The organism is Fictibacillus sp. UD, assembly GCF_043558025.1.
Classification (GTDB): Bacteria; Bacillota; Bacilli; order Bacillales; family Fictibacillaceae; genus Fictibacillus.
In genome coordinates this window covers 376,048-390,156 of sequence record NZ_JARUHH010000001.1, presented here as the reverse complement: position 1 = coordinate 390,156, position 14,109 = coordinate 376,048, and the positions used below count along the sequence as shown (strand labels likewise).

Here is a 14,109-nt window from a genome sequence, read left to right as displayed (position 1 = left end):
CATAAATTAGGAAAGACCGCTAAAATTGCCTTCGCGGTCTTAAAACAGCTTTTATTTGTTGTTGTTTGTATCATCCATACGAAGAACGGCCATAAACGCTTCTTGAGGTACATCTACTCGACCGATTGTCTTCATACGCTTTTTACCTTCTTTTTGTTTATCTAAAAGCTTACGTTTACGCGAGATATCCCCGCCGTAACACTTAGCTAAAACGTTCTTTCTTAATGCCTTAATGTTTGAACGAGCGACAATCTTCTGACCAATTGCAGCTTGTATTGGCACTTCAAACTGTTGACGCGGAATCAATTCTTTTAGCTTTTCAACTACTACTTTACCGCGCTCATACGCGAAGTCTTTATGAACAATAACAGACAAGGCATCAATCTTTTCATTGTTCAGCAATATTTCCATCTTAACCAGCTTTGATGGTTTATAACCAATCAACTCATAATCAAGAGATGCGTACCCTTTTGTACTAGATTTTAACTGATCAAAGAAATCATAAACGATCTCAGAAAGCGGAATCTCGTAAAGAACGTTTACGCGATTGTTTTCTAAATAATCCATCGTCATGAAGATGCCGCGTTTCTTTTGGCAGATCTCCATAATTGTCCCAACATAATCGTTAGGTGTCATGATTGAAGCTTTAACATATGGTTCTTCAACGACAGAAATCTTCTGTGCTTCAGGCATATTAGCAGGGTTATCGACGATTATTTTTTCACCGTCCGTCATCGTAACGTTATAAATAACGCTTGGTGCTGTTGCGATAAGGTCAATATTAAATTCACGTTCAATACGTTCTTGAATGATCTCCATATGAAGAAGTCCTAAGAATCCACACCGGAATCCAAAGCCAAGGGCTTGAGAAGTCTCAGGCTCATATTGAAGAGCAGAATCATTCAACACAAGTCGTTCTAACGCTTCACGCAGGTCGTTATATTTTGCAGTGTCTACTGGATATAGTCCGCAATATACCATTGGGTTCATCTTTCTATAACCAGGTAGAGGTTCAGATGCGCCTTTAACTGCACTTGTTATCGTATCCCCGACTTGAGTATCCCCAACGTTTTTGATAGAAGCTGTTAAGAAACCAACATCACCAACTGTTAAAAAGTCTTTTTGAACCGCTTTAGGAGTGAATACTCCGAGTTCAAGCACCTCAAACTCTTTTCCAGTTGCCATCATTCTAATTTTATCGCCGACCTTAACTGTACCTTCAGCCACACGAATATACGTTACTACGCCTCTATATGGATCATAAAGAGAGTCAAAGATAAGCGCTTTAAGAGGTCCCTCAGGATCACCTGGAGGAGCTGGTACTTTTGCTACAATCTGTTCTAGAATATCTTGAATACCAATACCTGCTTTCGCTGAAGCAAGTACTGCTTCTGAAGCATCCAGTCCGATAACATCTTCAATCTCTTGGCGTACTCTTTCTGGCTCAGCACTCGGAAGATCGATCTTGTTGATAACTGGCAAGATCTCAAGATCATTCTCAAGAGCCAAGTATACGTTTGCTAACGTTTGCGCTTCAATACCCTGAGCGGCATCTACAATAAGCAACGCTCCCTCACAAGCTGCTAAGCTTCTAGAAACCTCGTATGTAAAGTCTACGTGTCCCGGGGTATCAATCAAGTGGAACGTATAAATCTCACCATCTTTTGCTTTATATTGAAGCTGAACGGCATTTAATTTAATCGTAATTCCACGTTCACGTTCTAGATCCATTGAGTCTAACAGCTGTTCTTTCATCTCACGCTGTGTTAGAGCACTTGTTTCTTCCAAAATTCTGTCAGCTAATGTAGATTTCCCATGGTCAATATGAGCAATGATGGAAAAGTTTCGTATCTTAGCTTGTCTTTTTAATTTTTCTTCTCTATTCATTATACGTTCACTCCTACAATTTTAGGAAAAGTCACTAGCTTTGATTATAGCAATACAAGGTACCTGTTTCAATGACAACCTAATAAAATTACGATTAGCACATCTTTATTTTCATAAATTACCCAAATACCATTCATATTAAATGGCTCTTTTCTAAAGGATTGTTGCTTTGGAAGAGTTTTGTTCAATTCTCTTCTATGACAAGTTGATTGGAGTGTAAGGTGTGAGACTCCTGCGGGACAGGCGGGCAGGTGAGACACTTATAAGTGAAACGTTACGAATGTGGCTCACCGCCTGCCCCGCGGAAAGCGAGCACCTGGAACGGAAATCAACTACCTTCAAGAGCAACAAAGCTTGCGAAAATAGCCTTTTAAATAAAACGAGAAAATCTCTCTGCCACAAGCAAAACAAATAAAAAGAACCTCTAAAGGAAAAAATCCTTCATGGTTCTTATGGCGAAAAGACTGCTAACATCTCCTGTATGATAATACCGAAAACAGAGATCATGACACTAAAAGCTGAAGAAATCCATGATGTAAGATTTTGACCCAGTGCAGAAAACACATTAAAAGAATCAATTTTATTTAACGTTTCTTGTTTTGTTTTAATATCATGACTCGTTACGGTCTCAGCTTCTGTTGTTTTAGATTGATTTTGTGATGTTGATGATAAAGATTCAATACTCTTTAGAGATGGCGTCTTTAATTCATCCATTTCAAAATGCGCTTTTTGAATACCAAATAAGACCCCAAATAAAAGTATAATTACCAGTCCGAAACACTTTAACATAAATTTTGCCATGATTTTTCCTCCACGTGGGGATATACAATTTAAATTTATGCACAAGCTTGTCCAAACATGACTATAAAACTTAATGTGTATAGGATGATGTGTTCCCTTGATCGATTCCACCGTGAAGAGCGGTGTTTAATCCATTGGCAAGAACGTTCGCCATATCTTCTATAAACACATCCACTTCCTTTGGCGTAACCATTAAATTATGTCCAAGTGGTGCTAAAACTTCACGAATCAACCGAAGCTTTTCGTCGTCCTCTAACACGCCGACAATACCTAAAAATGATTTGCGGTGACCTTCTTCAGGCATGTCATCATCGGTTAATACTTTCTTTTCTCCAAACGTCATGCCAGCAGGCAAAAGAGATTTGGAAGGTTTGTCTTTCTCGTTCATCTCCCGCCCGAAGTGTTTTAAGATAAAATCAATTGTATCACTTGTAATGGTTGCTGCATCAACAACGGTTGGGATACCTATAGATATAACCGGAATACCTAGTGTTTCTTTGCTCAGTTCTTTACGTTTGTTGCCAACGCCTGAACCCGGATGAATCCCAGTATTAGAAACTTGAATCGTAGCGTTTACCCTCTCAATTGATCGTGATGCTAAAGCATCGATTGCGATTACAAAATCAGGGTTCACCCTTTTTACGATGCCATCAATAATATCGCTTGTTTCAATCCCTGTAATACCCATTACTCCCGGAGAGATCGCACATACGGGTCTGAATCCTTCTTCAACGTTTTCAGGAGCTAATTCAAAAAGGTGCTTCGTGATTGTTAAGTTTTCAACAACAAGAGGACCTAGTGAGTCTGGTGTTACATTCCAGTTGCCTAGACCCACGACTAAGCAAGTATCATCTTTTTTTACACCTTGTTCATTTAAAAACTGATTAAAATCGTGTGCAAAAACTTCTTGAACTCTTTCTTGGAGCTTTGAATCTTTTTCACGAATTCCTTGAACTTCAAAAGTTATATATACCCCCGCTTTTTTACCTGTTGTTTCTGCACCCTTTTCATCGATTTCAACTCGTACACACTTGATACCATCTCTGTCTTTTTCATGTATAATGACGCCCTCAAGAGTACTCTTATTAACGGCCGCATCTTCTTTTACCAGCATATCGTGAGCTTCAATCGCCAAATCAGTTCGAACTGAATAGGCTTGTAGATCTAAATCTTTACCCATAATCTACCACCATCCTTTATCATGTATTTTTGCCGCAACTCTTCCTTTTCATTCTTGTATTGCATTTAAAGGGCGATTTTGATAGAATACTTTGTGTCCTATTTTTTGCAACGGAAAGTAATTTTGTTGCTCATGGTTCATTTAGGGAGGTGAATGGATTGGCTAATATTAAATCAGCGATTAAACGTGTAAAAACGAACGAAAAGCGTCGTGCTCACAACGCTTCACTTAAGTCTGGCATGCGTACTGCTATCAAAAACTTTGAAGTACTAGCAGCTTCAAACAATGCAGAAGGTGCTCAAGCAGCTTTTGTTACTGCTTCTAAGAAGATTGACAAAGCAGCAAACAAAGGACTTATCCACAAAAATGCAGCTTCTCGCCAAAAGTCTCGTCTTGCTAAGGCTTTAAACGGTGTTAACGCATAAATTGAAGGATGAAACCCGAAAAACGGCCTTACACCAATAGGTCGTTTTTTTATTTTGCCTAAAAAATCATTTTTTTTGAGCCAGCTCTAACCTAATATGAGCTGGTTTTTCTCTGACTTTAGGCAGAAAGTACAAAAAAACCCTTTTCAACTGATGAAAAGGGGTCTCACTACATAGAAAAGGCTGGCATTTACGTTTAGTATAATGGCAGTCTTTTTAATTGTTTAATTAGCATTTTCGGGCAAGGCAAATTTGTGAGGCGTTGTTTTGTTTGCCGATTGTCGAAAAGCCAATAAAAAGTTTTGAGGGACTATAAGAGGGACTATAAAATTTGCGGAGGGACTATAAAATAATTTGAAGGACTATAAAACTTTTTAAGGGCCCATAAATTAATTTTACGGCTTTTAAAAGTTGCTCAAGGTTCATGATCGTAGCTAATTTTAGGCACCATCCGTGCCTTACATATGATCATTGTGCAAAAGAATGTGGCTCTTTATTCAGATTAAGAACCTAACGTGGAATTGTAGCTTCTTATGAACCTTGTGAAAGTTTTACAATCTCCATCTCCAGTAAAAGCGTTTTATCCATCTGACCTGTTTTTAATTTATAATCCGTTTCCGCAAATTCATTCAGACAGTTCCTTAGAAATTCTTCATGAAATCGATTAGCATGCTTTGAAGCCAGCTTTACTGCGTAAGGATGCAATTTTAGGGAAGAAGCAATCTGTTTCTCGCCGTATCCTTTCTTTTGCAGCTCTTTTACTCCGTTAATCATTCGAAATTGCCTCGTAATTAATGCGTGAATCTGTATGGGCTCCTGATTCTGTTTCATAAGATCATAAAAACTTCTTAGCGCTTGTTCTGTCTTTTTATGAACAACGTGATCCACAAGCCCAAACACATCATCTTCAAGTGTTCTAGCAACTAATGAATCCACTGTTTCCTTTGTAATAACCCCATTCTCACCTACAAAGAGAGCCATTTTCTCCATCTCTTTTGCCAATACTGCCATATGTGTACCCAGTCTTGAAAGAAGAAGCCGGATGGCTTCACCATCGATTGAAACCCCTAAATTCACCGCCTCTTTTTGTAGCCATTTTTCTGCAGTATCATTGCTAAGCTGGGAAACTTGAATGACTTCTGCTTGTGTTTTTAGCTGTTTAACGATCTTTTTGCGTTCATCCAGCTTTTCATAGGGTACTGCAATAATTAAAATTGTATAATCAGCAGGGTTTTGTATGTAATGTTCAAATACTTTATAGTCGTGTTCTATTTTTGTCTTTTCTTTGACAGCAGTTAAAAATGCAGCATTTTTCATGACTACAACTCGACGGTCCCCTAAAAAAGGCATCGTCTCTGCATCTTCAATCACTTCCTGAACGGAGATCTCATCCAGGTTATGTACGCTCAAGTTAAAGTCCTTCTCGTCAGGAGACAAGAGGCTTGTTATGGTTTGTATAGCATCTTCTGCTAAATAAAGCTCTGTTCCCCAAATGAGATAGATCGGAGACATCTCTTTATTTTTAATTCTCTTTTTTAATGATTCAACTGTTAGCACCTTTTTCACCTCTCCTTATAATCCTATGGTGAACTAACGGCATTTGCAAGCAAAAGAAGGAACAGAGCAATATGCCTGTTCCTTCATTTATGATAAACACTAACACCTAAACGAGCCTATCGTTTACGGTTAGCTTTAATTAGGATATCCTATGCATTTTTATATTATTGGTGACAACGAATCTCATCTCTGGTAAGTTTTTGATAAAAGGAATAAAAGAAAGCATTTTCAGTATGGATTTTTCAAAAATGATAACGTATACTAAAAATGGATTAGGAGGGTTGTCACATGAACCATTTTGAGAAAGATGTACAGAGCAAGCGTAACGACCTTATAGATTCCGGCATGGGCTTTGTCGTATCATTTGGATTCTTCACAGTTATTTTCGCCATCGGAGTCATTCTAAAAGCAATTGCATAATACATAAAAAAGGACCGAATCGCGAATTGCATTCGGTCCTTTTTTATTGTGATGTTCTTATTTTCAAACTCTCTTTTCCAACTTCAAATGATATATCACCATGTTGGTCCGTTCGGTAGATCTCGATTCTTTCGTGTTTCAACCGTTCTACAACCTCATGAGCAGGATGGCCATAGATATTATTTTTCCCCGCCGAGATAATCGCATATTGCGGTGATAGTTTTTTTAGAAAGTCATCAGTAGACGAAGTCGCACTTCCATGGTGGCCTATTTTGAGAACGTCTGCATGCAGATCATTAAAATTGTACATGATTTCAGCTTCTCCTTCTTTTTCAAGATCACCTGTAAAAAGGAAACGCTGATTAAAAAGATTAACCCATAAAACAATAGAGCCGTTGTTAGAGGAGTAAGGACTGGAACCCGGATGCAATACGTAAAAGAAAGTCTGATCGGTTCCCCATTGCATACCTTTACTTAACCTGATTAGTTCGATATCTTTCGCTTGAGCAGCAATCTGAATCGTTTCTTCTAGTTCATTATCACTTTGATTAAGCGGCAAATAAACAGTGTTAACCTTGAAATCTTCCAGTAAAAATATTGCCCCGCCAGCATGATCCATATCTCCATGGCTAATGATCATCCCGTCTATTTCCCTTATTCCCTTAGCTTTTAAGAAAGGAAGTACAACTTCTTTCGTAACATCATACTCTTCTTCTCGTTTTTCCCAGTCCTCTTTATCAAAAGAAATTGTTCCGCCTGTATCAATTAAATAGACAGCTTTTCTATAAGGTAATTCTATTAAAATACTGTCTCCTTGACCAACGTTTAAAAAGGTTACAGTCGCCTTTGAATTGAAATAAGGGATAAAGGTGTGTATCAAAATTATAAGCAAAAAGGGTATGGCTAATTGTAATTGAAATCGCTTATTTACCTCCCATTTATAAAAAAAATAAAATATAGATATAAAATAAAATACAAATAACCACGTAGCTGGACGACCAAGAACGATACTTCCTTTTAATGATTGAGCATAAGTAAGGAGGGTTACAGAAAATCCGAAGACAAATTCAATGAAAAATGAAACGTGTGAAATTACCCCAGGTACACTAAAAGAAAGAACAAGCGCAACAAAAGAAATAGGGAGCAGCACAAAAGATACAAATGGTATGTAGATCATGTTAAAAGGAATAGACCATATTGAAAACTCGTAAAAATGATAGAGAATGATAGGAAAAGAAAATAAAGAACACATAAAAGATGTCATGATCAGCAAACTGATGTAGGATCTGCCTTGGAATAATGAGATTGAGGTAATTAAGACGAAGGTCATTAAAAAGGAAAGCTGAAACCCTAGTTCAAAGCTATAAGAGGGATGATATACCAGCATTCCTATGCAAACACCTGACAGAAGAGTCGCTGGGCTAACCTTTTTTCTAAACATCATGACCAGCATCACAATTATCCCCATCAAACCAGCTCGAATGATAGAACTCTCTCCTCCGGTTAATACAATGTAAACCGGCAAGAAAAAAATGATGATTAAGTAGGCGAATTCTTTCACAATACCCACTCGTACAAAGAAGAAATATAAAATAAATGAAACGATACCAACATTAAATCCTGATACAGCTAAAAGATGTGTCAAGCCCAGCCTCTGATAGGCTTGAAGAGTTCCTGATTCTATGCCATCCCTATAGCCAAAAAGAAGTGCATTCATTAGACCGGCCGTGTTTTTTGAAAATTGACTTTCGATTTGTTGAATCGCCCTGCTTCTCCATACTTTTATCTTATCTTGAAAATCTAGCTTATTCTTCATCTGACAATGATCAAGATTAAAATCCCTAGTCTCAAGGATCCAATATATATCCTTATTTTTTAAGTACTCGGGATAATCCATTCCGTAAAAATGACTTTTTTGTTCAGGTTCTTTCAGGTTTCCTTTTAGCATGCATGTCATATTAATTTCTAGATTGCTCAGTTGTTCTTTTTCAATTGAAGATTTCATTTTGTGTTGAACAACTATAGTTTCGTTGTTTGTTTCATAATGAAAACGGAGCATCTTTCCGTCAATTTTTGGGATGGTGTTTATTTGACCAGTGAATATCATTTGATCATGAGGTATTTTAGATTTGCTGTGCTTCAAATCATATTGAGAATAAATAAAAAAGAGTGGGAGGAAACAGAGGATAAGAAGGGATTTTCTTTTAATCTGAATAACTATTACGATAACCAGAAAAGCAGTACCTGCAATTCCGGTTACCGTTTGATATTTTGACAGCCAAATTCCACATAGCGCAACAAGTGCACTTAAGACGGCGTATCGAGGATTCATGCTTCGTTCGTGATAAAGGCTGCAGGAGGGGTTTTCATTTCAACTTTTTCTACAATCACACCCGCTTCTTTAAACTGTTCAATGCTGTACGGATGGTTTTTGTAATCTTCACCATAATAGATCTTTTTTATACCGCTTTGGATAATAGATCTGCAGCAATGCAAACAAGGAAAATGGGTTACATACATCTCAGCACCTTCAGTCGGCACTCCGAACTTTGCGCATTGCAAAAGAGCGTTCATTTCAGCATGTATTGTCCTTACACAGTGGCCATCAATAACGTAACAACCTTCGTCAATACAGTGCACTCCACCTGAGATAGAACCGTTATATCCACCCGCGATAATCCGTTTATCTCTAACAATTGTTGCGCCCACCGCTAGCCTCGTACAGGTACTCCGCAGAGCAAGCAACTGACTTTGTGCCATATAATATTCATTCCAGGAAATTCGCTGCAACACCAACCGCCTCCTCTATTTTGTATAACACTAGTGTAGACCCCGTTATTTATAGGGTCAATAAAAACCATTACTGAAAACTGATTTTATCTTTCCATTGTTCGATCGTCTTTTCTCCAATACCCCTAACTTCCATTAATTGTTCTATTGAAGTAAATGGTCCATGTTCTTCTCGATATGTGATGATACTTTGTGCTTTGGCAGGACCTACGCCGTTTAACGTTTGCAGCAAGGCTTCATCAGCAGAATTAATGTTTATTAAACCGCTAGTTTGAGACCCATTGCTTCCTTCTTCCCTCTGAACTTCATATTCCTCTCCTTTTGAAGCAACATAAACAATCATCTCATCAGATATTTTCATAGCCTGATTAACGGAACGAAGCTCTGCTTGCTCTTGGAAACCGCCCGCCTTTTGAATAGCATGCATCACGCGGTCTCCATCTCTCATTTTATATACACCAGGATTCTTAACACTTCCTTGAACATCGACCATAATATCTTGTACTTCTTTATTCTCATCTATTTCCTCTTGCTTAGGCGTGTCAGAAATCTTTATTACGGGTTCATTATGTGCAGGTATTTGAGATGTTATCGGAATATTTTCCTCGCTTTTGAAATAATTGAATAAAGATAAACTTATTACGAGTAGAAAGACGATACCTATGCCAATGATTCCATTCAGATGTTCTTTAATTTTCTCCATTATTTCACCTACTTAGATAAGCTTGAACTACGCAAAAATCATATTCAAAACATCGTGTGCATAGATTTTAAGGTAGAGGAAGGAGGTTCAGGTATGAAGGTTGGAATTATCGGAACCGGAAATATGGGAAGCGTTCTTGCTTCTTCTTTTATCGAATCTTCAGCCGTTTCACCATCTAGGCTGATGGTTACTAACCGCACCCTGTCGAAAGCGGAGAGGCTGCAGAACGCCTATCCTAAAATGAGAATCGGAAAAACACCTGAAGAAGTTTTTCGTTTTGCTGAAATTGTATTTATTTGTGTAAAACCACATGAATTTTATTCGCTGCTGTCTACCAACAAAAACAATATTTCTAAACATCAGTTAGTCGTGTCGATCACAAGTCCTATTTCCTGTGAACAGCTTGAAGATGTAGTAGAATGCAATGTTGCCAGAGCCATCCCGAGCATCAATAACCGAGCATTATCCGGATCATCTCTCCTATCTTTCGGAAAAAATTGTCACTCTGATTATAGGGAGAAGCTCCTTTCATTAATGGCCTATATTTCTACGCCGCTTGTTATTGATGAGAATATAACTCGGATCTCCTCGGATATCGCTAGCTGCGGTCCTGCATTTATAGGCTACGTCCTGCAATGTTTCATTAACTCTGCGGTTAATCAAACAGACATAACAAAAGCTCAAGCAACTCAGCTTGCTAGTGACATGATCATCGGCATGGGAAAATTACTAGAAAAAGATATTTACACATTGCCTACACTCATACAGAAAGTGTGTGTAAAGGGCGGTATTACAGGAGAAGGAATAAAGATTTTAAGCAACGAGGTTGACGAAGTGTTTGATCATGTTATTAAACGGACACATGAAAAATACTATGAAGAGTGTGAAAAAGTGAGTCAGCAGTTTGAAGTGAAGGAAGAACTGAAATAAGGTTTATTGTCATTATAAACAATCAAATGAAAAAAGCCGGAATGAATTTCCCGGCTTTTTATAGTTCATCAAACCCATTTTCATCAGATACCTTAGTGTATTGTCTCGATTTCTGCTCAAAAAAATCACTTTTTCCAGCATTCACATCAGAATATGCTTTGATCCAAGGAAGAGGGTTTTTATTATGCTGTGGATATATCTTTTCAAACCCGAGCTCATTTAGACGTTTATTTGCCATAAACTTAATATACGCTTCTAAATCAGAAGCATGGATGCCATCGAACGAATTTCCTATAATATAATTACTCCACTTAATTTCCAGCTCAGCAGCTTTTTTGAAAGTACTCTTAGCAAACATCTCAAGTTCTTCGTCTTTCAAGTGCGGATATTCAGCTAAGACTGCTTTAAATACTTGGCAGAATAAATAAACGTGCAGCTGTTCATCTCTATTAATATAGTTAATCATCGTTGAAGTAGAGACCATCTTTTGATTTCTAGCTAAATTATAGAAAAAACTGAATCCCGAATAAAAATTTAATCCTTCTAGAATCACATCGTAAATAATAGACTTTAAAAATGTTTCAGGGCTGGGGTGATGAAGAAACTCCTCATAGCCTTGCACAATAAAATCGTTGCGTTCTCTTAGAACAGCGTCTGTCTTCCAATACTCAAAGATTTCATCTTGCTTCGCCTTAGGAACCAACGAAGACAATACGTATGAATACGACTGATTATGAATGACTTCTTGAAAAGATAGGGTCGCCATGAGTGCAGCTAGACTCGAATCTGTTAAATAGGCTGCTACTCTGCTTGAATAATCGGTTTGTACACTATCTAAAAAAGCTAACAATCCAATAATTTTATTAAAGGTATCTTGCTCTTTTTCAGATAGATTTACATATTGTTTGCTGTCGCTAGACATATTGATCTCAAAAGGCGTCCAAAAATTAGATAACATATTTTTATACAGCGGATATGCCCATTTGTATCTTACGTCGTCCCAGTTCAGTATATTAGAGCTTCTACCATTGATAATACCCGTAGAAGCGTTAGGCGCTTCCACATCATAGATTTTTCTCTTCTGCAGATGTTCGGCAGCTTTAACTTTCACAGCTTTCACATCCTTCCAGCTCAATTGATGTAGATCTCGTATAATAGGTAGTCTTCAACCCTTTTTGGAAGCTCAACATATGCAGATCAAGCAGCTCTTTCGCTTTTATATTGTGATTAACATAAAGGTTAAACGAAATGGATTGATCCACATGTCTTTGTCTTACAGCATTCTGCTTGATACTCCAAGTTTGATCAATAAGAAAAGCAGATTTATAGAACCACGTTGTCTCAATACTCAGATCGGGTGCTGTTACTGGAATCTTATAATTCTTTTTTTCTTCTGAATAAAACTTTTTAAAGATCGGATCAACACTAGGCGTTGAATTTGCAATAATTGACGTAGAAGAATTTGGGGCAACAGCAATAAGATATCCATTTCTTAAGCCGTGCACTCTTACTCTTTCTTTTAAGCACTCCCACTCTTCAGAAGAATACCCTCGCTTTAAAAAATAGTCTCCATTGGCCCAGTCTGACCCATCAAATGCGGGATACTTTCCTTTTTCTTTTGCGAGCTCACAACTAGCACTTATTACATAGTAATTGATTATTTCATAAAGTTTGTCTGCATAAGATACCGCTTCATCACTTTCCCATTTGATCCCCTCTTTTGCAAGAAGATGATGCCATCCGAATGTCCCTACCCCTATTGCTCTGTATTTTTGATTAGTAAGCATTGCTTGAGGTACATCAATACGGTTAAGATTGATCACATTATCGAGCATTCTGATCTGAATATCAATTACTCTTTTTAACACATTATCTTGAATTACCTTAGCGAGAGAAAGCGACGATAAGTTACATACCACAAAATCTCCTGGTGTTTTTCTGATAAGAATTTCTCCATCTTCAGTCTCTTCAGAAGAAACGACGGTTGCGGACATGTTTTGCATAATCTCTGTACACAGGTTAGAAGCATAGATCATTCCTAGATGAGTATTGGGATTTAAACGGTTGACCGTATCGCGATAAAACATAAAAGGAGTTCCCGTCTCTAGCTGAGATTTCATGATACGTTTCATGATTTCAATTGCCGGTACACATTTTTTAGAAAGTCTATCGTCTTCAAGACACTCCGTATATTTTTCTCTGAAGCTTCCCATGCCCTTTGTTTCGTCAAAGAAATCCTCCAATGAGTATCCCTTTACCTTTCTTATTTCATGGGGATCAAACAGATGCCACTCTCCCCGTTTCTCAACTTGTTCCATGAATAGATCCGGAAGACATACTCCTGTAAACAGGTCATGTGTTCTCATTCGCTCATCACCATTATTTAACTTTGCATCTAAAAATTCTAAAATATCTTTATGCCATATATCTAGGTAAACGGCAATCGCTCCTTGCCTTTGTCCTAGTTGATCAACAGAAACTGCAGTATTGTTTAACTGCTTCATCCATGGAATAACACCTGATGAATTCCCTTTAAATCCTTTAATATCTGAGCCTCTCGCACGAATCTTACCAAGATAGATTCCTAGTCCTCCACCGCCTTTAGAGACGGTTGCTGCATCGGTATTCGAATCGAAAATCCCTCTAAGACTGTCGTCGATCGTATCAATAAAGCATGAGCTAAGCTGGCCAAAACTTTTACCTGCATTAGCTAGGGTCGGGGTTGCAACCGTCATATATAAATTAGAAAGTGCCCAATAAGCTTCTTTCACTTGTTGAAGCCTATTCGTTTTATCCTCGTCTCTCATTAAATACAAAGCAATCAGCATCCACCGTTCTTGAGGCAGTTCATAAATCTCATTATCAAACCCTTTTGCCAAATATCGGTCAGCCAGCGTTTTCAACCCTATGTATGTAAAAAGCTTATCTTTAGCTGGATCTATCATTTTTTCAGCTTCTTCAATTTCTTGCTCATTATAACAGGTTAGGATCGTAGAATCGTAGATATTCAAGCCCACTAATTTTTGAATTAATCCACACAGATTTGAATAGGGGGGATTCTCTAATTCTCCTCTGTTACGTCTTACTTCTTCATATAGCTGCCTCAAATAAATCTGTGCCGCTACAAACGTCCAATCAGGTTCTTCTGCAGTTAAACCATTTAATGCTTCCATCACTAATTGTCTGAATAGAGATGCAGAATCGTTTGTTTCAGTTTCACTTTCTAGTTTTTCAGCTCTTTCTAAAAATGCCTTCGCTTCTATTCCTGGGAAATTCTCGACACATTCTCTTAACCACTCCCCGAGTAAAGAGTTTGCAGCTGTCATTTTCATTGTTCAAACACTCCTTAAATCATAATAAAAACCCCCTTCCATCAGGAAGAGGGTGAAAGAAACGTGTGATTGCTGCAAGAATAC

At 37.8% G+C, this 14,109-nt stretch carries 12 protein-coding genes; 3 read left to right on the top strand and 9 right to left on the bottom strand.

Features of this window, described 5'->3' with window-relative positions; all coding sequences use genetic code 11:
- Positions 1-51: 51 nt before the first annotated feature.
- The 3 genes from lepA to gpr form a co-directional block, all read right to left on the bottom strand.
- Positions 52-1,887, bottom strand: coding sequence for a translation elongation factor 4 (lepA, locus tag P8610_RS01955; RefSeq protein ID WP_394602900.1), 1,836 nt, complete (start codon positions 1,885-1,887; stop codon positions 52-54).
- A gap of 450 nt (positions 1,888-2,337) precedes the next feature.
- Positions 2,338-2,688 carry a DUF3679 domain-containing protein gene (locus tag P8610_RS01950; RefSeq protein WP_394602899.1) on the bottom strand — a complete coding sequence of 117 codons (351 nt, stop codon included), beginning with the start codon at positions 2,686-2,688 and terminating at the stop codon, positions 2,338-2,340.
- A gap of 70 nt (positions 2,689-2,758) precedes the next feature.
- The gene (gpr, locus tag P8610_RS01945; protein WP_289495065.1) at positions 2,759-3,868 is read right to left on the bottom strand and encodes a GPR endopeptidase; all 1,110 of its coding nucleotides are present in this window, start codon (positions 3,866-3,868) and stop codon (positions 2,759-2,761) included.
- Positions 3,869-4,026: 158 nt separating this feature from the next.
- Between gpr and rpsT the strand changes: the two genes are divergently transcribed.
- Positions 4,027-4,293 (top strand): 30S ribosomal protein S20, encoded by a 267-nt coding sequence (gene rpsT / locus P8610_RS01940; protein WP_066237684.1) that lies wholly within the window; start codon positions 4,027-4,029, stop codon positions 4,291-4,293.
- Positions 4,294-4,824: 531 nt separating this feature from the next.
- Here the strand turns inward: rpsT and holA are convergent.
- Positions 4,825-5,850, bottom strand: a complete 1,026-nt coding sequence (holA, locus tag P8610_RS01935; protein ID WP_394602898.1) for a DNA polymerase III subunit delta — start codon at positions 5,848-5,850, stop codon at positions 4,825-4,827.
- Between the two features lie 288 nt (positions 5,851-6,138).
- On the opposite strand from holA, the gene P8610_RS01930 reads away from it, so the two are divergent.
- Complete coding sequence (locus tag P8610_RS01930) at positions 6,139-6,270, top strand: YqzM family protein (protein WP_082820577.1); 132 nt, start codon at positions 6,139-6,141, stop codon at positions 6,268-6,270.
- 43 nt (positions 6,271-6,313) lie between these two features.
- Here P8610_RS01930 and P8610_RS01925 read toward each other — a convergent pair whose 3' ends face one another.
- The 3 genes from P8610_RS01925 to P8610_RS01915 form a co-directional block, all read right to left on the bottom strand.
- Positions 6,314-8,602, bottom strand: a complete 2,289-nt coding sequence (locus P8610_RS01925) for a DNA internalization-related competence protein ComEC/Rec2 (protein WP_394602897.1) — start codon at positions 8,600-8,602, stop codon at positions 6,314-6,316.
- Positions 8,599-9,060, bottom strand: a complete 462-nt coding sequence (locus P8610_RS01920) for a ComE operon protein 2 (protein WP_289495062.1) — start codon at positions 9,058-9,060, stop codon at positions 8,599-8,601. The genes P8610_RS01925 and P8610_RS01920 overlap by 4 nt, the downstream gene beginning before the upstream one ends.
- 70 nt (positions 9,061-9,130) lie before the next feature.
- Positions 9,131-9,763, bottom strand: a complete 633-nt coding sequence (locus P8610_RS01915) for a helix-hairpin-helix domain-containing protein (RefSeq protein WP_394602896.1) — start codon at positions 9,761-9,763, stop codon at positions 9,131-9,133.
- 93 nt (positions 9,764-9,856) lie between these two features.
- On the opposite strand from P8610_RS01915, the gene comER reads away from it, so the two are divergent.
- A complete protein-coding gene (comER, locus tag P8610_RS01910; protein ID WP_289495060.1) occupies positions 9,857-10,693 on the top strand; it encodes a late competence protein ComER in 837 nt (278 codons plus the stop codon).
- A 58-nt stretch (positions 10,694-10,751) separates the two neighbouring features.
- Here comER and P8610_RS01905 read toward each other — a convergent pair whose 3' ends face one another.
- Both P8610_RS01905 and P8610_RS01900 read right to left on the bottom strand, forming a co-directional pair.
- The gene (locus tag P8610_RS01905) at positions 10,752-11,804 is read right to left on the bottom strand and encodes a ribonucleotide-diphosphate reductase subunit beta (protein WP_394602895.1); all 1,053 of its coding nucleotides are present in this window, start codon (positions 11,802-11,804) and stop codon (positions 10,752-10,754) included.
- The gene (locus P8610_RS01900) at positions 11,794-14,025 is read right to left on the bottom strand and encodes a ribonucleoside-diphosphate reductase subunit alpha (RefSeq protein WP_394602894.1); all 2,232 of its coding nucleotides are present in this window, start codon (positions 14,023-14,025) and stop codon (positions 11,794-11,796) included. Before P8610_RS01900 ends, P8610_RS01905 begins: the two co-directional genes overlap by 11 nt.
- Between the last annotated feature and the right edge of the window lie 84 nt (positions 14,026-14,109).

What these genes read in the sequence shown, in the direction of transcription:
- P8610_RS01915 (WP_394602896.1), bottom strand. Translation starts at nt 9,763, where the DNA reads ATGGAGAAAATTAAAGAACATCTGAATGGAATCATTGGCATAGGTATC.
- comER (WP_289495060.1), top strand. Translation starts at nt 9,857, where the DNA reads ATGAAGGTTGGAATTATCGGAACCGGAAATATGGGAAGCGTTCTTGCT.
- P8610_RS01925 (WP_394602897.1), bottom strand. Translation starts at nt 8,602, where the DNA reads ATGAATCCTCGATACGCCGTCTTAAGTGCACTTGTTGCGCTATGTGGA.
- gpr (WP_289495065.1), bottom strand. Translation starts at nt 3,868, where the DNA reads ATGGGTAAAGATTTAGATCTACAAGCCTATTCAGTTCGAACTGATTTG.
- P8610_RS01950 (WP_394602899.1), bottom strand. Translation starts at nt 2,688, where the DNA reads ATGGCAAAATTTATGTTAAAGTGTTTCGGACTGGTAATTATACTTTTA.
- P8610_RS01900 (WP_394602894.1), bottom strand. Translation starts at nt 14,025, where the DNA reads ATGAAAATGACAGCTGCAAACTCTTTACTCGGGGAGTGGTTAAGAGAA.
- lepA (WP_394602900.1), bottom strand. Translation starts at nt 1,887, where the DNA reads ATGAATAGAGAAGAAAAATTAAAAAGACAAGCTAAGATACGAAACTTT.
- P8610_RS01930 (WP_082820577.1), top strand. Translation starts at nt 6,139, where the DNA reads ATGAACCATTTTGAGAAAGATGTACAGAGCAAGCGTAACGACCTTATA.